The sequence below is a fragment of the Brotaphodocola sp. genome, assembly GCF_983179755.1.
The window spans coordinates 26,323-47,627 of the sequence record NZ_CFAHBC010000010.1 but is presented as its reverse complement, the minus strand read 5'-3'; the positions used below and the strand labels follow the sequence as shown (position 1 = coordinate 47,627).

Genomic DNA, 21,305 nt, shown 5'->3' with positions numbered 1-21,305 from the left:
CTTCTCTTCCTCCATCTTTTAAGATCTAGTCTTATAATTCTTTATAAAATTTCTCAACAAAACTTCTTATAAAATTTCTTATATTTATTTACAGATCAAGAAGTCCGTCCAAAATGTGCACGGTGATCACACCAGCCTCGAGATCAATGTTCAAAATACACTGCTTGATTGCCGGGAAGAGATATTCTTTTCCGTCATTTCCGTCAATGATGTAGACATCATTTGCTCCGGTCTCCATGACATCCTTCAGTGTACCGAACTCCACACCCTCATCCGTCACAACCTTCAGTCCGATCAAATCCACGATGAAGTTCTCGTTCGGTGCGAGTTTTACTGCCTGGTCACGGTTGATCAGCAGATCTTTTCCCTTATATTTCTCGATCTCATTGATGTCATTGAACTCTTTAAATTTCAAGATGACCATGTTTTTAAAGAATTTTACCTGCTCAATGTTTAAGGTCAGCTTTTCCCGTCCGGTATCGAGCATCACGGTCTTGAGTTTTTTAAAACGCTTCGGATCATCGGTGGTTGGAAAAACCTTCACCTCTCCGCGTACTCCATGTGTAGAAGAAATCACACCTACTCGCAGTGTCTGTTCCATCATTCAAACTCTCCTAAAAAATATGATATAAATGCGCATCCTCGCGGAGCTTTTTTGCATGATAGGACGCAATTTCCTATCATATAAAAAAAGCTGTCGCCAGGAATCTCCCAGCGACAGCCAAATCGGCTATTGAATATCGACAACAACCTTTTTTTCTTCTTTTGAAGCAGCCGCCTTGACAACGGAGCGGATTGCTTTTGCAATGCGTCCCTGCTTGCCAATCACCTTGCCCATATCGGACGGGGCAACCTTCAGTTCAATCACAGTCTCGCCGTCTTTTTCAGTCTCGGTGACAACCACCTCATTCGGATTGTCTACTAATGCTTTCGCAATCACCTCAACCAAATCTTTCATAGCTGTCTCCACTTAGATTACTGAATACCAGCAGTCTTCAGCAGCTTTGCTACACGGTCGGTCGGCTGAGCGCCAGTTGCCAGCCACTTCTTGGTCTCTTCCTCGTTGAACTTGATTCCGCTCGGCTCAAGGTTCGGATCGTAGGTACCAACCTCAGCGATGAATCTTCCGTCTCTCGGGGATCTAGCATCTGCTACAACGATTCTATAAAAAGGATTCTTCTTTGCGCCCATTCTTCTTAATCTCATCTTAACTGCCATTTTAATTAGCCTCCTTGACTTTCTTTCAATCTTCTTGATCTGTTTTCTTTTTTATCAACAAATACAGCTTCCTGTATTGTTATCACATTTATTGTTACCGTTCATACCGTTCATATGTTGCATAAACAATAACCATTTGCTGACCTCTCTCGCTCAATATCTTTATCCTGTGCTTAGAAAGGCATCTTAAATTTGCCCAGCATATTTCCGAGACCGCCCAGACCACCGCGATTCTTCTTTCCACCGCCCATCATGCCCGGAAGCTGTTTCATCATCTTCTTCATCTGGTCAAACTGCTTGACGATTCGATTCACCTCGCTGATGTCCACTCCGGCACCGCGCGCAATGCGCTGTTTTCTCGAAGGATTCATCAGAGCGGGATTTGCCCGTTCTTCCTTTGTCATGGAAAGGATGATTGCCTCAATCCGGTCCATCGACTTCTCATCAACTTCCGGAATTCCGCCCTTGAGCTGTCCCATTCCCGGCATCATGCTCATGATGCTTCCCAGACCGCCCATCTTCTTAATCTGAGCCATCTGTTCAAGGAAATCGTTGTAGTCAAACTCTGCTTTTCGCAGTTTCTGACTCATCTCGCGCGCCTTCTCCTCATCGACCTGAAGTTCTGCCTTCTCGATCAGGGTCAGGATATCGCCCATTCCAAGGATTCGGGATGCCATACGATCCGGATAAAACTGTTCCAGATCGGAGAGCTTCTCTCCCATACCAATATAGAGAATCGGCTTGCCTGTCACGGAACGGATCGAGAGAGCCGCACCGCCTCGGGTATCACCGTCAAGTTTCGTTAAAATCACACCGTCAATTCCGACCTTCTCCTGGAAGCTCGATGCTACATTGACTGCATCCTGTCCGGTCATCGCGTCGACAACGAGAATTGTCTGATCGACATGAACCGTCTCCTTGATGTTGACTAACTCCTCCATCATGTCCTCATCGACATGAAGACGACCAGCCGTATCGAGGATCACAACATTGTATCCATTCTTGCTTGCATGCTCTACGGCAGCTTTTGCAATGTTGACCGGATTCTGATTTTCACCCATGGAGAAAACCGGTACTCCCTGCTTATCTCCATTGATCTGTAACTGTTGAATAGCTGCCGGACGATAGACATCACAGGCTACCAGAAGCGGTTTTCTGCCCTTTGCCTTCATCTTTCCGGCAATCTTTGCCGTGGTCGTCGTCTTACCTGCACCCTGAAGACCTGCCATCATAATGACGGTGATCTCACTTGCCGGACGAAGCGCAATCTCGGTTGTCTCCGACCCCATCAGTCGAACGAGTTCTTCATTTACAATCTTGATTACCATCTGTCCCGGCTGAAGGGAACCAAGCACTTCCTCACCGACTGCCCGTTCCTGAACGGAGCTGATGAACTGCTTGACGACCTTGAAGCTGACATCCGCCTCGAGAAGTGCCATCTTAACTTCTTTCAGTGCGGTCTTTACATCTGCTTCACTCAGACGTCCCTTGCCTCGCAGGTTCTTAAATACATTTTGCAATTTATCGGATAAGCTCTCAAAAGCCATCTAACATCCTCCTGCCCAGCTTTCGCTGTTTCTGCGTCAGTTTTGCCTTCGCATCACAGATCTATGATGTCGCTGGAAATCTGTTCTATTTTTTCAATCAATTTTCTGTCGTTTGTCTCTTGAAACCTCTGCGTCAACTCGCGGATCTCTGTCACCAGCTGCTTTGTCTCCTGAAACTTCTCAATCAAATGAAGTTTCTCCTCGTATCCGGCAAGAATCCGGTCACAGCGCTTGATCAGATCATGCACACCCTGTCGGCTGATTCCCTGTTCCTGCGCAATCTCACTCAGCGACATGTCATTGAAGATCACATCCTCATAGACGTTTCGCTGATGTTCTGTGAGAAGCTCTCCGTAAAAATCATACAGAAGACTCTGTTTTACAATGCTTTCCATAACATCACCTTGGATATCATACATGAAAACATTTTCGGTGTCAAGTATTTTTTCTTTACACCTATAAAATTTTATTCAAGTCGATGAAAGCATCGACTTATACTCCCACCTTCGGGCAAATGTCACTCAGACAGCACCGGTCACAGTACGGCTTCGTGCGTGCCGTGCAGACCTCCCGTCCATGCCAGACAAGGCGGTGACAGAGCTCACTTCCCTCCTCCGGCGGAACGAGCTTCCAGAGCGCCATCTCGACCTTCTTTGGCTCCTTGATTCCGTCCACAAGTCCCATTCGATTTACAAGACGGATGCAGTGCGTGTCCGTGACGATTGCAGGCTTGCCAAACACATCGCCCATCATCAGGTTTGCACTCTTTCTCCCGACTCCCGGAAGCGAGAGCAGAGCATCGAAATCATCCGGAACCTGTCCGCCGAATTTCTCACAGAGCATCTTCATGCATGCGCTGATGTCTCTCGCCTTACTGTGTCCAAGACCACACGGTCTGACGATCTCCTCGATCGATTCCACCGGGGCCTTCGCAAGTGCCTGAGGAGACGGATATTTTTCAAAGAGCGCCGGCACAACCTGATTGACCCTTGCATCGGTGCACTGCGCTGCGAGACGCACGCTCACAAGCAATTTCCACGCTTCTTCGTAGTTGAGCGTACAATCCGCATCCGGATATGCCTCCTTCAGTCTCTGGATGATCTCCAAAGTCCGTTCCTGTTTTGTCATATTTCGTTCTTCCTCCCGCAAGTAGTCTTTTTTACCTATTTCTATTTCTCTTTCTCATACTCATTTTTCTCATGCTTATTTCGAATCCTTTGTTCTCCCGCTCCGTCAATCCTGTCTTTTCTCTCCGCTATCCGGCTCTGACAAGAACTTCTTCTCCCAGTACGGACGCATCTTTAATACCAGACTGCTACCGGTAAGCGCAATGAGAAAACCTCCAAGCACATCCGTTGGATAGTGCACACCGAGATAAAGCCTCGAGAATGCCACAAGCACCGCCAAAATCAGTAAAGGAACCCCCGCTTTTTTCGGAAGTAGATGAAAACAGATCAGCGCGCATGCAAACGACGCACAGGTGTGTCCCGACGGAAACGAGTAGTCATGCGGGCGCACAATCAACGGAACGATCAATGTCGAAAAATCGTATGGTCTGGTTCTCGCTACCAGATTTTTCAAGAAAAGATTCGTCACAAGAAAGCCAAAGATAAGAGAGAGAGCAGATGCAATACCCTCTGTTTTTGTTCTTTTATTAAGAATCAAAACAAGTGTAAGAAAAATCCAGAACCATCCAGCATTCCCAAGCATTGTGATCGCCCGCCAAAATTCTGTCCCGATCTCCGTTCTCAGATGATTCTGAATCCAAAGCAAAATTCCAAGCTCCATCTGTGTCACAGCCGTCATCCGCACTCACCTGCCTTCCATACCTTTCTTTCATGTCTTCCATGTCAGTCATCTTCTCTTCTCTAAGTTTCTTTTAAGACGCTTACCGTAGTTACTTTCTTATCGCATTTATTCTCTTATTGTTTTTACTATCTTATCACTTGTACGCTCTTATCGTCCCGGCTTTTCCCACTAACTATTTCAGGAGATCACACACAATCAGAGAGAAGACACGGATTGCATCGACAAGCACCTTCTCATCAAAATCAAAGGCTGTCGTGTGCTGAGCAGATGCCATGTCCGTTACCGATCTCATATAAGTCGCCTTTCCGCCATGCTCCTGCACGCGGTTCATCATCAGGGAGATGTCCTCACTTCCCCAGTTCTGTGCATTCTCACAACTGCTGACTTTCAAATCCGGCATCTGCTCGCGGACAAGATTGCCGATGTAGGCGAGGAAATCCTCATCGCTCTGCTGGGACTCTCCGCCTCCCTGAAGCACCATCTCACACCGACATCCCGCAATATCTGCCGCTGCCTGACAGATCCGCTTTGCCTGCTCATCCATATAGCTGTTGATCTCGGTCGTCGCTCCACGCACCTCCATCTGAAGCACCGCATGATCCGGGATCACATTTCTTCCTGTTCCACCCTCAATCACGCCGACATTGACGCGCGTAATGCCATCGCTGTGTCTCGGAATCGCATAGAGGTTGAGGACTGCATTTGCCGCTGCAACGATCGCATTGCATCCCTTCTCCGGAAATCCGCCCGCATGTGCAGCCTTTCCATAAAAATGCACATCGTACTTCCAGTTTGCAAGAGAGCCCCAGGTTCCCGGTGTCAGATCTCCATCGTCCGGACCACCGCTCGGTGCAACGTGAGTTCCGATAAAGTAATCCACATCGTCGAGATGACCGTGGGCAACAATCGCGCGTGCGCCCTTTCCGCCCTCCTCGCCCGGCTGAAAAATCAGCTTGACTGTGCCGTGAATCTGATCTCTCATCTTCATCAGAACCTCGGCAACTCCGAGACCGATCGTCGCATGACCATCATGACCACAGGCATGCATCCACCCCAAATGCTCAGACGCAAAGCCCTCGCGGTACGGGCGATGCTCCGTGGTTGCATCCTCCCTCATTCCAAGGCAATCAATATCAAAACGCAGAGCAACAACCGGGCCTTCCCCACAGTGCAGAATTCCGATCACTCCGGTGTATCCTTCCTTCATCTCATCGGTCAGATACTCCTCTGGCGCTCCCCACGCAATCGCCTCCCTCGCATGAGCCTGCAGCTCCTCCTCCGACGGGACTCCCATACGGGCAGATTCCAGACAAACTTCTTTTCCGGTCAACACGTCATCATAGCCAAGTTCAGTCAGCGTCTTTGCAATGATTGCCGAGGTTCGCATCTCATACCAGGCCATCTCCGGATGCTTATGAAAATCTCTTCTTCTCGCCCGGCTCTTCTCATCCAGCATACGCGCATATTCTGTAATCTTCTCGTACATCGTTTTTCTCCCATCATCTTATTTTTGTCACAGCTTACACTCTGTATGAACTATAATTGTTTTTTTCTTATTATGTTTATCCTTCTTTTTGCAACATTTTGGGCTTCACAAAATAATCCGGAAAATGTTCCCGAATCTCCTCGATATTCTCCGTATAGCGGTTCAAATGACGGCGCGCAATCTCCGATGCCTTCTCCTCATCCCTGTCTTCAATCGCATCGAGCAGTTCTTCATGATCCTGAATCACATTTTCTGTTGCCAATCTGCACAGATACTTTAACGTTGAAGTTCGGTCAAAATGAGGAGCCAACCCTTCTGCAAGCTCATGCCAGTAGCCTCTCCCACACAGCTGATAAATCATTCCGTGAAACTCTTTGTCAAGGACAAGACTCTCCTCGACCTGATCCGTCTCGACACACACTTTCCAGCGTGCAACATTCTCCCGAAGTTTTTTCAAATCGTCTTCCCCGATCATTCTGCATGCCATCCTTGCAAGCTCTGATTCCAGAACACTTCGCATGTGGCGCACCTCATCGACAAGATCCAGATCAATATAAGAGACATAGGTACCGATCTTTGGCCGAATCTCCACCAGATGTCTCTGCGCCAGTTCCAAAAGTGCTTCCCGAAACGGTGTCCGACTTACACCGCAAAGTTCACAGAAATCTCTCTCAAGAAGCTGATCCCCCGGTTTTAATCTGACGTTGACAATATTATCGAGGAGAATCCGCATGATGTATTCTTTTGCCGATTCTTTCCGCTTTTTTTCCAGTACAAGAATCATCTGCCTTTTTCCCTTTCCTGCAAAATTTTCTGTTCCTGTTTATGCGCTGCACAAACTGTAACTATTATAGAACATTTTTTTGCTTTCTACAAGCATCGCTCTTGATAGAAACCTGTTCTTGCCTTATAATAAATTGGAATATTTTTGTGCTATTTCACACACAATTTCCACACCTGACAAGCACTGTCAGCAGAAACAGCTGTGGAAATTTATCGAGTTTCACAATCTCAGAAATTACACAGTCAGGAGGCATACTTTCATGAAACCAGCACTTATCATCGGCTCCACCTGCGTGGATGTCATCATCAATGTCGACCATCTTCCAAAGACGCAGGAAAATCTCCGTCCGACTTCTCAGAGCATGGCACTTGGCGGATGTGCATTCAATACCGCTCAGATGTTCCGTCTTCTTCACGCTCCGCACACCTTCATCACCCCGGTCGGAAGTGGAATGTTCGGCGATTATGTTGCTTCCAATATGAAACGTGCAGGAATCCCGATCTCTGTCTCCGTTCCCGACCAGGAGAATGGCTGTTGCTACTGCCTCGTTGAGGCTTCCGGAGAGCGCACGTTTCTCTCCTATCACGGTGTCGAATACACCTTTCAAAAAGAATGGATGGAACCTTATCCTGCAGATGAATATGGTCTTGTCTATGTATGCGGACTTGAAATTGAGGAGAAGACCGGCGACAACCTCATCGAATACTTGGAGGATCACCCTTCGCTGACCGTTTGCTATGCCCCGGGACCGCGCGGAAAACGGATTTCGGCTGAGCGCACCGACCGAATGATGGCACTTCACCCGATGCTTCACATCAATGAGCAGGAAGCGATGGATCTAAGCGGATGCACAGATGTTAAGGAAGCCGGACGCCTTCTTCACGAGAAGACACAGAACACCGTCATCATCACCCTCGGCGCTGACGGAGCGTTCTGCATTGAGAAAGACGGAACTTCCTACCTCGTTCCTCCTGTCCCGGCAAAGAAGATCGTCGACACAATTGGCGCCGGAGATTCCCACATCGGAACGATCCTCGCCTGTCTGACACTTGGTCTTCCGCTTCATGACTCCATCGCCTACGCAAACCAGGTTTCTTCCGCAATCGTTGGTGTCAAGGGCGGTACTCTCCCCGCAGAGCTTCTTCCACCGCTCCCGGAAGCCCTTGCAAAACTAATTAAATAAAATCCAGTAACATTAACCAGAATTCCCTATAAAAACAGGGGCTGTCGCTTGACAGAAGAACTTCATCCGGAAATTCCTCTGCAAGGCAACAGCCCCATATTTTTCTAAATCTAATCCAAAGGACCTAATCGATTTTAAACCACACTCTGAAGTCCCAACGTCTTCTCAATGATCAGCATAACGCCAAGCGTAATCACCATCATCAGCGTCGCAAGCGCTGCGATCGTCGGATCAAAGTGATACTCCACATATGCCATCATCTCAATCGGCAGTACCGATACACCGGCACTTGTGAGGAAGGCAGACAGGGATACGTTGTTGAAGGAGTTGATCACTGCCATGATGCAGGCAGAGACAATACCGGACTTGATGTTCGGAAGCAGGATGTGGAAAAAGGTGTATCCACTGCTTGCTCCGAGAATCCGCGCTGCCTCCTCCATCGAGAAGTCAAAGTTTGCAAGACTCGAGGTGATCACTCGCATCACATACGGAATCGAAAGAATCGTATGACCGATCAGAAGACTCGGCAGAGCCGGAAGGTGAAAACGATTCACGACATAGCGCAACATCACGAATCCGAGTACAATCACCGGAATCAGCACCGGAGAAAGGAACATACCCTTGATGACTTCCTTTCCCTTAAAACGGTAACGATTCAGTGCATAAGCTGCCGGAAGTCCCAGAATCAGGGCGATAAATGTAGCAACAAATGCAATGATGGTGCTGTATTTTGCCGCACTGCCGAAAGATTTCACTTTCAGGATCTGACGATACCACTCAAGTGTGAATCCTTCTCCCGGGAATTTCAGATAATTCGTCTCACTGAAGGACGCTGCCATGATGACAAGCAGGGGTCCGATCAGAAAGATGTAAACCAGGATCGTGACGGCCAACAGAGATTTACTCTTCTTCATGATGTATTTTGCTCCTCTTTTTTAATTCCTAATGTTGTCTGTCAGCAGAGAGATAAGTATCACTGTATCATACGGCATTTTCCGTTCAGAAAATACCTGCCCATATACAGGAACAGATGGATTACTGTACAGAGAACAGCTCGTTCCAACGGTTTGTCCAGTCAGCCTTGTTCTCGTTGATGACTGCCCAATCCGGAATCTGAAGGCTGTTGATCATCTCTTCGCCGTAAGTAAAGTTTGCTGCCTGCTCCTCAGTCAGCTCTACATCCTTGCGAACCGGAGCATCTACACCGTCAAGTGCCTCTGCCTCCTGAACTTCCTTAGAGATGTAGAAATTTACAAATGCCTCTGCCAGCTCTTTGTTCTTGGTTCCCTTGATGATGTTGATTGTGTTGAAACCGCTGTAACTTCCCTCAGTCGGATCTACCCATACATAATCCTCAGAAGCGGACTTTGCGGAGGTGTAGGAGTAGTCAAGAAGAACTGCAACGGAGATCTCCCCCTGATTCAGCATTGTGATCGTGTCGTTTGCACTGGTGTAGGTCTTCATTACGTTCGGCTTTAACTCTTCCATCTTTGCAAAGATTGCATCGTCATCCTTGCCCGGAGTCAGGTTCTCCATCTCTGCAACAGAGTAGTAGAACAGCGGACCTGTTGTCGTCGTAATATCCGGGATTGCAATCGAACCCTCAAGCTCCGGATTCCACAGATCAGCCCAGGACTTGATCTCGATCGGGCAGGTGGACTTATCATAAACGATTCCCAGACGGTTGAAGGTATAAGCCGGACCGTATTCCTCGCCAAACGGTGCCTTTGCAACGTCATACAGACCATCGAGATTCGTCAGTTTCGTGGAATCGATCGTATCGATCAGACCCTGATCCATCAAATCAGCGACAAAGGAATCACCGATCACAACGACATCGTAATTGTCCGGAGTCTCTTTGATCTTGGTTACACGCTCTGCGTTCTTTCCGCCCTCAACAATCAGCTTACAGCCGGTTGCCTTCTCAAACGGATCATAAACGTTCTTCTGAAGCAGTTCTGCATTGAAAGAGAAGGTGGAAACACGAAGCTCCTGACCCTCAAAATTTCCCAGATCTGCGGTATCAGCAGACTCACTGCCTGCCTCAGTTGCCTCACTCTGCTCCGCTTCCGTTGTCTTCTCTGCCTCGGATGCCGGTGCGGTGGTTTCCTCCTTTGCAGAACCGCCACATGCAGTCAGGGATGCGGTCATCAGTGCGACCATTGCAACGCTCATGATTTTCTTTTTCATAATCCTTTTCCTTCCTCTCCTTCGTTAAAACAAAATTTTAAAGCAAAATGATTTTATTTGGGGTCAGAGACAGTGCCACCTTGTCTCCTGCCTTGTAAACACTCTCCTGGTCAGTGCTGACCTCGAACTCACCGATTGCGGTGCGCACGTTGTACTGATTGCGCTTTCCAAGGAATGTACTTACCAGAATCTCTCCGGAAATCTGATTTGGTGCCTCAGATCCCGCCGAAACCATCAGAATGTCCTCCGGGCGGATGCATCCGCGCAGGTTCTCTCCCTCTTTTCTGTCCGCCACCTGAATCTTTGTACCGTCGTCCGCAAGATAAATGCCTGCGGTCTCGGTCTTTTTCAGGTCAAGGAAATTCTCAAATCCAACGAAATGAGCGATAAACTCGGTCTTCGGATGATTGTAGATTGCAGACGGGGTATCCATCTGCTCGATCACACCGTGATTCATGATCGCAACCTTATCAGAGATTGCAAAGCACTCCTCCTGATCATGAGTAACATAGATTGCGGTAAATCCAAATTTCTGCTGAAGACGACGAATCTCCACACGCATCTTGACGCGCAGTTTCGCATCCAGGTTCGAGAGCGGCTCATCGAGAAGCAGAAGATCCGGCTTGATCACCAGCGCACGGGCAAGCGCAACTCGCTGACGCTGTCCACCGGACATCTCCTTCGGGAAACGATTCTCAAATCCCTTCAGATCTACGGTCTCAAGCATCTCAAGAACTTCCTTCTTGATCTGATCCTCCGGAGTCTTTCTCATTCTGAGTCCGAATGCCACGTTGTCAAACACCGTCATGTGCGGGAACAGAGCATAGCTCTGGAACACGAAGCCGAAGTTTCTCTTGTTCAATGGAACGTTCGTGTAGTCCTTTCCGTCAAAAATAAACTGTCCGTCAATCGGATTGGAAAATCCTGCAATCAGACGAAGCGTCGTTGTCTTTCCACAGCCACTCGAGCCGAGCAGGGAGACGAGTTCTCCTTTCTCCACCTGAAAGTTTAAATCCTTCAGAATGATGTTTTTGTCATATCCAGCTGTAATATTCTGTAATTCCAGAAGTGCCATAATCTTCTCCTTTTATCAAATCGTCGGGTTTAACTTTCGGCTGATTGCGTTGATGCCACTCGAGACGAGAATCGTCACAACAATCATCACAACCGCAACTACGGAAGCCTGTGTCCAGTCGCCTAAAGACATCGCCTGCTGATAGATCATCGTCGCAAGCACTCGGGTATCGGTACCTCCCAAAAGCTGAGGGGTCGTGTACGCAGTCAGGCATCCGGTAAAGACGAGAACGCTTCCGGTCACAAGTCCCGGAATACTCAGTGGCAAAACCACATGGCGGAACGTCGCCATCTTGGAAGCTCCAAGGCTTCCCGCTGCCAGATTCAGATCCTCCGAAATGTTGTCCATCACACCGATCAGAGAGAGAATCATCAGCGGAAGGAAGAGCTGAATGAAACCAACGACCATCGAAAACTCATTATAGAGCAGGCTGATCGGCTTATGGATCAGACCGGTCGACACAAGCATCTGATTCATAATGCCCTTCTTACCGAGAATAACCATCCAGCTGAACGAGCGGATAACCGGACTCGTGAACATCGGGAAGACGGCAAGCGCCATCAGCACACCCTTGTTCTTGGAATACTTGGAAATGTAATAGGCGGTCGGAAATCCCAGACCGGCACAGACAATCGTGCTGATCAGGCTCAAGCGAATGCTTCGCCAAAATACCTGCTGAAAGTAAGTACTCTGAAGCAGGGTGAAATAATTCGCCAGGGAGAACGCTCCACTCTCATCGAAAAACGTCTTGAAAATGAGGGAGAACAGCGGAATCAGCATAAATACCGCAAGAAACAGACAGCCCGGCAGAATAAATAACAGATAAATCTTTGTCTTCTTCTCTAACAATGGTCTTCCCAACCTTTCTGCATGTAAATCATGATGACAGGACAAACCGAAGGCATCTTTGAAATCGCATCTTCCGAATCTTTTGAATGATATCGTTTGACTCTCATCCTTCTTTTTCGACTCCAATGCCAATCAAAAAGGGACTCTTCATTTATAAGCAATTTTGCTTTTATTAAACAGTCCCTCTTATATTTAGTTTATCTCTTATCACATTTTTTAATAAATATACCATATCATTATGTGATTCAAAAGTCAACCTTGTTTTTATAAATTTCCTTATGCAACTAAGAATAGGAGTCCTTTTACAGCACATCCGCGTAGGTCTCCGCCTGACGGACAAACGCCGGCATCTCATGCATCAGTGCCTCTCTCTCCGCATCAAGCGAGACATTCACGAGTTTGTGACCATCGACAAGAAGTCTTCCATTGACCCAGACTTTATCTACATTTGAGGCATTTGCCGAGTAGACGAGAGCTGAATATGGATTGTAGACCGGGAACATGTTGACCGATTTCGTCTCGACAAGGACAAGATCTGCGCACTTTCCAACCTCAATCGTTCCGATCTCTGTCTCCGCTCCGAGTGCACACGCACCGCCTTTCGTTCCCATTACGACAATACTCTGCGTCGGCATCGCACTGCGGTCATGGTAGTGCGTCTTCTGAAGACCGGCAATCATCTTAAACTGTGTAAAGAGATCGAGGGTATTTCCAGAGGACGGTCCATCCGTTCCGACACCGACAACGACACCGGACTCAAGCATTTCCTTGACTGGTGCAACTCCCTTTCCCGCCTTGATATTTGCCCCGACACAATGTGCCACCTTTGTCCCCGTTTCAGCAAATAAGTGTACATCGTTCGGTGTCGCATGGATGCAGTGAACTGCAAGCGTATCCGGTCCGAGCACTCCGAGATCATAGAGAAACTCGATCGGAGTCTTTCCGTATTTATCGCGGAACATCGTCATCTCATAGTCCATCTCGCTGACATGGAGGGTATAAAGTGTCTGATACTTCTTTGCAAGCTCATAGGCCTCTTTTAAAAGCTCCGGCGGGTTCGTGTTTGTCGCATGTGGAGCGACGATCGGATGAATCCGATCATGACCTGCCCACTCTTTCAAAAAATTCTCACAGCGCGCAAGCTCCTCTCTTCCGTCCTTCGCATCGCAGGTCGGCTGGTCAATAACCGTCTGACCGACCCATGCGCGGATTCCCATCTCCTCGCAGGCTCTCGCGGCCTCCTCTTCAAAATAGTACATGTCGGTGATTGTCGTCACCCCTGAAAGCAGAAGCTCACAGATCCCATAACGTGCCCCACGATACACAAGCTCTGGTGTCATCGCCTCAAGCTCAAGAGGGAAGAGAAACTTTCTCAAACGATCGGGACAGTCATCGCCCATCGAGCGAAACGGAATCATTGAGATATGGCTGTGCGTGTTGATCATGCCCGGCATCAGGATTCCGCCCTGTGCGTTCACGGTCTGATCCACATCACTCGGCCCCTCTCCGTCTCCTGTCTCAACAATCTTTTGATCCTCAATCACGACATACCCATCCCGGTACATCTGAAACTCCTGGTTCATCGTCAAAACCCATGCATGGTTGATTTTCGTTTTCATCTTGTCCTCCCTCTTTACAAAAATAAACTCCATGTAAAACATCCCAAAATACCTGAAGCTGCCCAGACAGCCACTCATTTAATAAGATTTTAATGAGACTTCCGATTGATATACTCATTGCGAATCTTGGAATAAATAAACTTCTGACTGCTGTACAGCCCATAATATCCCGAGAGCGTGAAGCTGACTGCAACCGCAATCGCAAAATACGGCATTGCCTCAAATCCAAACAGCTCAAATGCCATCAGAATCGTCGAGACCGGACAGTTCGTCACGCTCACGAACAAACAAGCCATTCCCATTGCAGTTCCAAGTGAAGACGGGAGCGGAAGCACACCTGTCAACAGGTAGCCGACACTCGCTCCAACCGTCAGCGTCGGCACAATCTCACCGCCCTTGAATCCAGCGCTGAGTGCAATCGAGGTAAACACAATCTTCATCAGAAACGCATAGACCGGAACGCTCTCGCCCTCAAAACAGCGCTCAATCAACTGCATGCCTCCGCCATTGTAATAACGCTCCTTAAAAATCAGCGTCAGCACAATAAAAATCGCACTTCCTGCAAGAACGCGAAGATAAGGATTCGGCACAAGTTTCTGAGCGAGCTTTCCACTGTTATGCAAGGAAACACACAGAAGAATTCCCGCGCACGCGCAGACCATCGCAAGAATCACCGCAAAGACTGCTCCGGAAATGCTCATCGCCGGAATCTCGCTGACCGGAAATGATTCCGGTGCAAGTCCAAGTTTTCCCGCAATCCCGGCTCCGATAAATGAGGCAAACAAGCACGGCACAAGAGCCGAATAATACATGACACCGATGCTCACAACCTCCATCGCAAAGACTCCCGCTGCAAGCGGTGTCCCAAACACGGCCGCAAAGCAGGCGCTCATTCCACACATAACCGCAATCTTCTTGTCCTTCTCATCAAGACGAAGCACACTTCCAAACAGATCGCCGAGCGCACCTCCAAGCTGTAAGGCAGCTCCCTCTCTTCCGACGGATGCACTGACACAGTGGCTCAAGATCGTCGAACAGAAAATCAACGGCGCTGTCGCCAGCGTAATCTTCTCATTTGAGGAGATCGAGGAGATCACCATGTTCGTTCCTCGGTTCTTCTCCTCCTTTGTAACGCGGTAGAGCCAGACAATGAAAAGTCCGACTACCGGCATCAGAAACAGACTCCAGTGATGACTCTGCCAGAACGTTGTTGCAAACGCGACGCCCTTTCCAAATGCAGTTCCCACCAGACCAACGATACATCCCGTCACCACCGAGATCAGTGTCCATTTAATAAAATAATGAATATTTGCCCCGAGCGGGGTTTTCTCCTTGTATTCTTCCATCTTTCCCGTTTTCCCCTCTTTGTCCCTCTCAACAAACAGCCGGATATCCCATATCCCACTGAGACACCCGGCTGTCTTGTTTCTTTTTCCTTAACTACATTTTCCTTAACTGCATTGACGATATTCAAGTTTTAAGTCAGCGCCTGCAAAATGTAATGTGTGAAGCGTATGACTTCTTCTTACTCATTGTAGCAACTTCCCTTGGACTTTACGAGTTTCGGACGATATCCTGCATCGCTGAGTGCCTGAACAATCTTGTTCTTGTGCTCGGTACCCTCCGCCTCAAGCGTGATGCGAAGCTCCACAGCTGCGTTTCGGTTGATGCTGACAAACTGGTTGTGCTCGAGCTTGATGACATTTCCGCGCTCACTCGCAAGAAGAGTTGCAACCTTTGCAAGCTCACCCGGCTTATCCGGAAGCAGAACAGAAACGGTGAAGATTCTGTCTCTCTGGATCAGACCATGCTGTACAACGGAAGACATCGTGATGACGTCCATGTTTCCTCCGCTGAGGATGGAAACGATCTTTTTCTTCTTCACATTCAGATGTTTGAGTGCTGCGACAGTCAGAAGACCGGAGTTCTCAACAACCATCTTGTGATTCTCTACAATGTCGAGGAAGGCTACGATCAGCTCGGAGTCCTCAACGGTGATGATGTCATCCACATACTTCTGGATGTACGGGAAGAGCTTCTCGCCCGGGCGCTTTACTGCGGTACCATCTGCGATCGTGTTGACCGTCGGCAGAGTCAGCACATGACCTGCTTTTAAGGATGCCTGCATGCAGTTTGCGCCAGCCGGCTCAACACCGATTACCTTGATGTTCGGATTGAGCAGTTTTGCCAGAGTGGAAACGCCGGTGCACAGACCGCCTCCACCAATCGGAACCAGGATGTAATCAACCGTCGGCAGTTCCTTGATGATTTCCATTGCGATCGAACCCTGACCGGTTGCCACATCAAGGTCATTAAACGGATGAACAAAGGTGTAGCCGTGCTCATCTGCCAGCTTGTATGCGTACTCGCACGCCTCATCAAACACATCTCCGTAGAGCACAACCTCTGCACCGTAGCTTCTCGTGCGGTTAACCTTCATCAGAGGGGTCGTCGTCGGCATTACGATCGTTGCCGGGATTCCTGCGAGCTTTGCTGCATAGGCAACGCCCTGCGCATGGTTTCCTGCGGAAGCGGTGATCAGTCCCTTCTTCTTCTCATCCTCTGAGAGGGTGCTGATCTTGTAGTAAGCACCGCGCACCTTGTAAGCACCGGTGTACTGCATGTTCTCCGGCTTTAAGTATACCTTGTTTCCGGTAATGGAAGAAAAATACTCACTGTAAATCAGCTTCGTCTCGGAAGTTACCTCCTTGACGATCTCGGAAGCCTCCTCAAATTTTTCCAGTGTCAGCTCCTGTTCGTTGTTCTCTTCTACGATGCTCTTCTCGTTCTTTTCCTGATCCATGTCTTTTCCCTCTTTTCCCGCCATCATCCGCCCGATCCGATCAAAAAACAGATCCCTGACGTCTGACAGCTGTTCTTCATTCTGTCTGTCTAAAATTCCTACCTGTGTACGGTAATGTTTTTTTCTATTCTGTCTTTGAGGTCTCGAAAAGTGCCTTTACAAAGTCCTCGGAATCAAATTTCTGAAGATCTTCAATCTTCTCTCCAACTCCCACATATTTCACCGGAATTCCCAGTTCTGACTGAATTGCCACAGCAATTCCACCCTTTGCGGTTCCGTCCAACTTTGTCAGGATGATGCCGGTGATGTCCGCCACCTCCATAAACTGCTTTGCCTGTGCCATCGCATTCTGTCCGGTCGTTCCGTCGAGAACCACAAGCGTCTCGCGGTAAGCATCCGGATACTCCTTGTCAATGATCCGGTTGATCTTGCGAAGCTCCTCCATCAGGTTCTTCTTGTTGTGAAGACGACCTGCGGTATCGCAGATCAGAACATCCGCATGGCGGGATTTCGCCGCTGCAACCGCATCATAGATGACAGCCGCCGGGTCCGATCCCTCCTGCTGGGCGATGATCTCGACTCCGGCACGATTCGCCCACTCCGTCAACTGCTCAATCGCTGCCGCACGGAAGGTATCTGCCGCTGCCAGGATGACTTTCTTGCCCTCATCCTTGAGCTGACCCGCAAGTTTGCCGACCGAAGTCGTCTTTCCCACTCCATTGACACCGATGACAAGGACAACGGATTTGCGATTCTCAAACTCGTAAGCATTCTCTCCGAGGTTCATCTGCTCGCGGATCGAATCGATCAGAAGCTGACGACACTCAGACGGCTCTTTGATATGCTGAGCCTTGACCTTTGCACGAAGATCCTCCATGATCGTCGTCGTGGTCTTGATTCCAAGATCGCCCATGATCAGAGTCTCCTCAAGCTCCTCATAGAAATCCTCATCAATCGAGGAAAATCCGCTGAAGATCGAGTCCATTCCGCTCACAATATTTTCTCTCGTCTTGTTCAGCCCCTCCACGAGACGGCTGAAAAATCCCTTTTTCTTCTTCTCTTCCACTCGTCCACCTCCATAAGTCGATTTTAATACATTCTGTCACAGAAATCCATGTTTTTCTTTTCAAACATGAATTCGTTCGTTATTTCCTTAATTTCTTCTATTCGTCCAACTTCTTCTATTCATCCAACTGGTCTTCAATCAGATTTACCGACACAAGTGTGGAGACACCCTTCTCCTGCATCGTGATTCCGTAGAGACGGTCGGATGCCATCATCGTACCTCTTCGGTGTGTGATGACGATAAACTGCGTGTTCTTCGTCAACTTGCCGAGATACCCTGCAAAACGGTCGACATTTGAGTCATCGAGTGCCGCCTCAATCTCATCGAGCAGGCAGAACGGTGACGGCTTGAGATTCTGGATCGCAAACAGCAGAGAGATTGCGGTCAGTGCCTTCTCTCCTCCGGACAACTGCATCATATTCTGGAGTTTCTTGCCCGGTGGCTGTGCAATAATCTGGATGCCCGCCTCAAGGATATCCTCATCATCCTGAAGGTTCAGCGTTCCGTGACCTCCTCCGAAGAGTTCCTGGAACACCCGGTCAAACTCCTGCCGAATCTCCTTAAATTTTTCCTCAAACTGACGGCGCATTCCGAGATCAAGCTCCTCAATGATCTTTACAAGCGCTTCCTCCGCCTGCACAAGATCCTCGTGCTGTCCCTTCATAAACAGATAGCGCTCTGAGATTTCCCTGTACGCCTCAATTGCATTGACATTGACATTTCCGAGTGCCCGCACCTGCTGTTTGAGGGAATCTGCCCGAGCACGAAGATCTGAAAGATCATGAAGATCGGGGTCACGAAGATTCTTTGCGACGCTCGGCGTGAGCTCATACTCGTTCCAGAGATAATGAATCCGTCCGTCCTGCTTCTCCTCGAGCTTTTCTCTCTGGCTTTGCAGGCGGACAGCCTCGCGGTCAAGCTGGCTGATCTGACCGGAGAGGTCTTCCCTTTGATCAAAGAATTCTTTCTGGCGTTTTCCCTTTGCCTCGCGGTCAGCAAGTTTCTTTTCAAGAGAGCTCGCAAGTTCTTCCTTCTCTTTCGCCGAATCCGAAATCCGCGCTTTCAGTGCCTCGATCTCCTGATTTTTCTGGTCAATGGCGTCCTCAGACCCCTCGCTCCCACCTCTGAGCGATTTGAGTTCTTCCTCGAGTTTGCCAATTTCCTCTTCTACACGGGAAATATTCTGCTGTGCAAATGCCTCATTCTGCTTGAGTGTCGATTCCTCCATACGGATCTGCTCAAGCTTTGCAGATGCAAGCTCACGTTCGCGCTTGGCTTTTTCCAGCTCGCTTCCCCGCTTTTCAATCTCCTCGTTGAAGTCCTGATTCTTCTTTGCGAGAATCCCCGTCTCCTCTCTGACCTTTCTCCGACTCGCCTCAATCTCCTTGATCTGAGTCTCGAGCTGTCCGTTTTCAAGCACAAGATCTCTTGAAGACTCGCGGATCTCCTCTCTTCTCGTCTCAATCTGTTTGAGGGCAAGCGTAGCGGTATTGTAGCGGATCGAAGCCTCCTGCACATTCTGATTCAGTTTTGTCCGCTCCCTCTGTACTTTTGCGAGAGCGTTTTCCTGCTCTTTCAGTTCCTGAGCAAGTCTCTGACTCTTCTCACCGGCACGCACACACTGCCCTTCAAGCTCATCAAGCTCTCGCTTTCTTCCGAGCAGATTGCTCGTATTCTTGAACGCACCACCCGTCATCGAACCTCCGGCGCTCAAAAGCTCGCCCTCTAAGGTCACAATGCGAAGTGTGTAGCGGAATTTTCTTGCGAGTGCAATCGCATGATCGATCGTGTCGACGACGAGCACGCGACCGAGCAGATGAAGCGCAAGCACCTGATACTGTGCCTCCGTTGAGACGAGATCACTCGCAAGACCGATGACTCCCGGCTCAGAGAGCGCCTCAGGTCTTGAAAATCCTCCGCCCTGACCGATACTTGTGAGTGGAAGAAACGTCACACGACCGAAACGATTTTTCTTGAGGTACTCAATCAGCTCTTTTGCGGTCTCTTCGGAATCCGTCACTACATTCTGAATGCTTCCGCCGAGAGCCGTCTCGATCGCCGTCTCATACTTTTTCTTCGTCGTGATCAGATCGGCAACGACTCCGTGAATTCCGGAAACACGCGCTTTTTGCTCCATCACACGCCGTGTACTGCTTCCATAGCCCTCATAGCGCTCTGCAAGGTTTCGCAGGGAATCGAGCTTTGCAGACGCAATCTTCTGCTCCTGCTGTGCCTCCGAGAGCGACTGGCGAAGTTTTCGACAGCTTTTCTCAAGCAGAGTCTGCTGACTCTCCGACTCCGCCTGCGCGCTTTTCAGTGTTTCAAGTTTCTCCTTTGCGCGCCCAATCTCAACCTGTTGATTCTCGATCTGCTCATCCTGAACCGACTCATCACTCTTGATCTTTAAAAGTTTCTGGCTGACCTCCGAGCGACGCACCTGAACCTGCTCAAGCATCGCCTCATAGCGCTGTTCTCTCGCCGTGAGGGAGGCTTTCTCATTTAACGCTGTGATAATTCCATTCTTTGCCTCCTCGATCTTCTGCTCGAGAAATGCAAGATTCTCATCCTGTCTGCGAAGTTCATCCGTCTGTGCCGTCAGACGCTGACTGCTCTCTAATGCCTTCTCGGATGCTTCATCCTTTGTGATCCGGTAGGACTCCATCTGCTGATTGCGGTCTGTTAAATCGCGAAGCACCGTCTCCATGCGCGAGCGGATATGCTCTGCATTCATCTTCTCGGTATTGATCTGCTCGTGGAGGACATTGATCTGTCCCTCAAGGCTTCCCGCCTCCATCTCATGCTGATTTAAGAGCGTGCGCTTTTCCGAGATCTCAAGATCAAGCTCAGCAGTCTCCTGCTCAAGTTTTCCGTAAGACTCTTTCAGTGCATCCGACTGCGCCCTGACCTGCGAAAGATCTGCCTCCGCAATCTTTAATTTCTCATTGATCGCTTCCGCCTGAGCCTGAAACTCCTCGGTCTCCATCAAAAACTGGTTGACTTCACAGCGCTTCTGATCTTCTCTGAGTGCTAAATATCTCTTTGCGGTCTCCGCCTGTCGCTCAAGCGGTCCGACCTGTTTTTCCAGCTCCACGAGAATATCCGTCACGCGGACAAGATTCTGTTTCTCATCCTCGAGTTTTTTCTGTGCGAGCGCCTTTCGTCTCTTAAACTTCACAATCCCGGCAGCCTCATCGAAAAGCTCACGCCTCTCCTCCGGCTTTCCGCTCAAAATCTTGTCGATCTGTCCCTGACCGATGATCGAGTATCCCTCTTTTCCGATACCCGTATCGTAGAACAGCTCATTGACATCCTTCAGACGACACGCCGTTCCATTGATCCGATACTCACTCTCACCGGAGCGGTACAGCCGTCTCGAGACCGTCACCTCATCAAAATCAACCGCCAGCTGGTGATCCGAGTTGTCCAGTGTGATTGCAACATAGGCAAATCCCTGCGGACGGCGCATCTGCGTTCCGGCAAAGATGACGTCCTGCATCGTCCCACCGCGCAATTGCTTGACTCTCTGCTCGCCCAAAACCCAGCGAACCGCATCTGCAACATTGCTCTTTCCGCTTCCGTTCGGTCCCACAATTCCGGTGATTCCGTTGTGAAACTCAAAGAGAATCCTGTTTGCAAATGATTTAAAGCCCTGAATCTCTATGCTTTTTAAATACAT

Annotated in this window: 19 protein-coding genes; 1 reads left to right on the top strand and 18 read right to left on the bottom strand. The window is 49.0% G+C overall.

What is annotated here, in order from left to right; translation table 11 throughout:
• Positions 1–88 precede the first annotated feature (88 nt).
• The 9 genes from rimM to AC4EVX_RS05755 form a co-directional block, all read right to left on the bottom strand.
• Positions 89–601: a ribosome maturation factor RimM gene (gene rimM / locus AC4EVX_RS05795; RefSeq protein WP_177978595.1), complete on the bottom strand. Its 513-nt coding sequence runs from the start codon at positions 599–601 to the stop codon at positions 89–91.
• Positions 602–730: 129 nt separating this feature from the next.
• A complete protein-coding gene (locus tag AC4EVX_RS05790; RefSeq protein WP_177978586.1) occupies positions 731–958 on the bottom strand; it encodes a KH domain-containing protein in 228 nt (75 codons plus the stop codon).
• A gap of 17 nt (positions 959–975) precedes the next feature.
• Positions 976–1,218 (bottom strand): 30S ribosomal protein S16, encoded by a 243-nt coding sequence (gene rpsP / locus AC4EVX_RS05785; protein WP_177978588.1) that lies wholly within the window; start codon positions 1,216–1,218, stop codon positions 976–978.
• A gap of 173 nt (positions 1,219–1,391) precedes the next feature.
• Complete coding sequence (gene ffh / locus AC4EVX_RS05780; RefSeq protein WP_490159763.1) at positions 1,392–2,765, bottom strand: signal recognition particle protein; 1,374 nt, start codon at positions 2,763–2,765, stop codon at positions 1,392–1,394.
• Positions 2,766–2,818: 53 nt separating this feature from the next.
• Positions 2,819–3,160: a YlxM family DNA-binding protein gene (gene ylxM, locus AC4EVX_RS05775; protein ID WP_177978591.1), complete on the bottom strand. Its 342-nt coding sequence runs from the start codon at positions 3,158–3,160 to the stop codon at positions 2,819–2,821.
• 97 nt (positions 3,161–3,257) lie between these two features.
• On the bottom strand, positions 3,258–3,893 hold the full coding sequence (locus AC4EVX_RS05770; protein WP_177978593.1) for an endonuclease III: 636 nt from the start codon (positions 3,891–3,893) through the stop codon (positions 3,258–3,260).
• Positions 3,894–3,998: 105 nt separating this feature from the next.
• Positions 3,999–4,571 carry a phosphatase PAP2 family protein gene (locus AC4EVX_RS05765; RefSeq protein WP_177978597.1) on the bottom strand — a complete coding sequence of 191 codons (573 nt, stop codon included), beginning with the start codon at positions 4,569–4,571 and terminating at the stop codon, positions 3,999–4,001.
• 175 nt (positions 4,572–4,746) lie between these two features.
• Positions 4,747–6,060, bottom strand: a complete 1,314-nt coding sequence (locus tag AC4EVX_RS05760) for an amidohydrolase (protein ID WP_308450632.1) — start codon at positions 6,058–6,060, stop codon at positions 4,747–4,749.
• A gap of 76 nt (positions 6,061–6,136) precedes the next feature.
• Positions 6,137–6,844, bottom strand: coding sequence for an FCD domain-containing protein (locus AC4EVX_RS05755; protein WP_177977317.1), 708 nt, complete (start codon positions 6,842–6,844; stop codon positions 6,137–6,139).
• Positions 6,845–7,103: 259 nt separating this feature from the next.
• Here AC4EVX_RS05755 and AC4EVX_RS05750 point away from each other — a divergent pair, with 259 nt between their 5' ends.
• Positions 7,104–8,027, top strand: a complete 924-nt coding sequence (locus tag AC4EVX_RS05750) for a PfkB family carbohydrate kinase (RefSeq protein ID WP_308450634.1) — start codon at positions 7,104–7,106, stop codon at positions 8,025–8,027.
• A 134-nt stretch (positions 8,028–8,161) separates the two neighbouring features.
• Here the strand turns inward: AC4EVX_RS05750 and AC4EVX_RS05745 are convergent, their stop codons facing one another.
• From AC4EVX_RS05745 to smc, 9 genes are all read right to left on the bottom strand, one after another.
• Positions 8,162–8,941 (bottom strand): ABC transporter permease, encoded by a 780-nt coding sequence (locus AC4EVX_RS05745; protein WP_177977319.1) that lies wholly within the window; start codon positions 8,939–8,941, stop codon positions 8,162–8,164.
• A gap of 121 nt (positions 8,942–9,062) precedes the next feature.
• Positions 9,063–10,217 (bottom strand): ABC transporter substrate-binding protein, encoded by a 1,155-nt coding sequence (locus AC4EVX_RS05740; protein ID WP_308450635.1) that lies wholly within the window; start codon positions 10,215–10,217, stop codon positions 9,063–9,065.
• 37 nt (positions 10,218–10,254) lie between these two features.
• On the bottom strand, positions 10,255–11,292 hold the full coding sequence (locus tag AC4EVX_RS05735; RefSeq protein WP_177978154.1) for an ATP-binding cassette domain-containing protein: 1,038 nt from the start codon (positions 11,290–11,292) through the stop codon (positions 10,255–10,257).
• Between the two features lie 15 nt (positions 11,293–11,307).
• A complete protein-coding gene (locus tag AC4EVX_RS05730) occupies positions 11,308–12,141 on the bottom strand; it encodes an ABC transporter permease (RefSeq protein ID WP_490159762.1) in 834 nt (277 codons plus the stop codon).
• Between the two features lie 302 nt (positions 12,142–12,443).
• Positions 12,444–13,760 carry an amidohydrolase gene (locus tag AC4EVX_RS05725; protein WP_490159761.1) on the bottom strand — a complete coding sequence of 439 codons (1,317 nt, stop codon included), beginning with the start codon at positions 13,758–13,760 and terminating at the stop codon, positions 12,444–12,446.
• Positions 13,761–13,849: 89 nt separating this feature from the next.
• A complete protein-coding gene (locus tag AC4EVX_RS05720; protein ID WP_177978155.1) occupies positions 13,850–15,106 on the bottom strand; it encodes a chloride channel protein in 1,257 nt (418 codons plus the stop codon).
• A 179-nt stretch (positions 15,107–15,285) separates the two neighbouring features.
• Positions 15,286–16,563: a threonine ammonia-lyase gene (ilvA, locus tag AC4EVX_RS05715; RefSeq protein WP_177978156.1), complete on the bottom strand. Its 1,278-nt coding sequence runs from the start codon at positions 16,561–16,563 to the stop codon at positions 15,286–15,288.
• A gap of 124 nt (positions 16,564–16,687) precedes the next feature.
• Positions 16,688–17,629 (bottom strand): signal recognition particle-docking protein FtsY, encoded by a 942-nt coding sequence (ftsY, locus tag AC4EVX_RS05710; protein WP_177978157.1) that lies wholly within the window; start codon positions 17,627–17,629, stop codon positions 16,688–16,690.
• A 115-nt stretch (positions 17,630–17,744) separates the two neighbouring features.
• Positions 17,745–21,305: a chromosome segregation protein SMC gene (gene smc / locus AC4EVX_RS05705; protein ID WP_490159760.1), complete on the bottom strand. Its 3,561-nt coding sequence runs from the start codon at positions 21,303–21,305 to the stop codon at positions 17,745–17,747.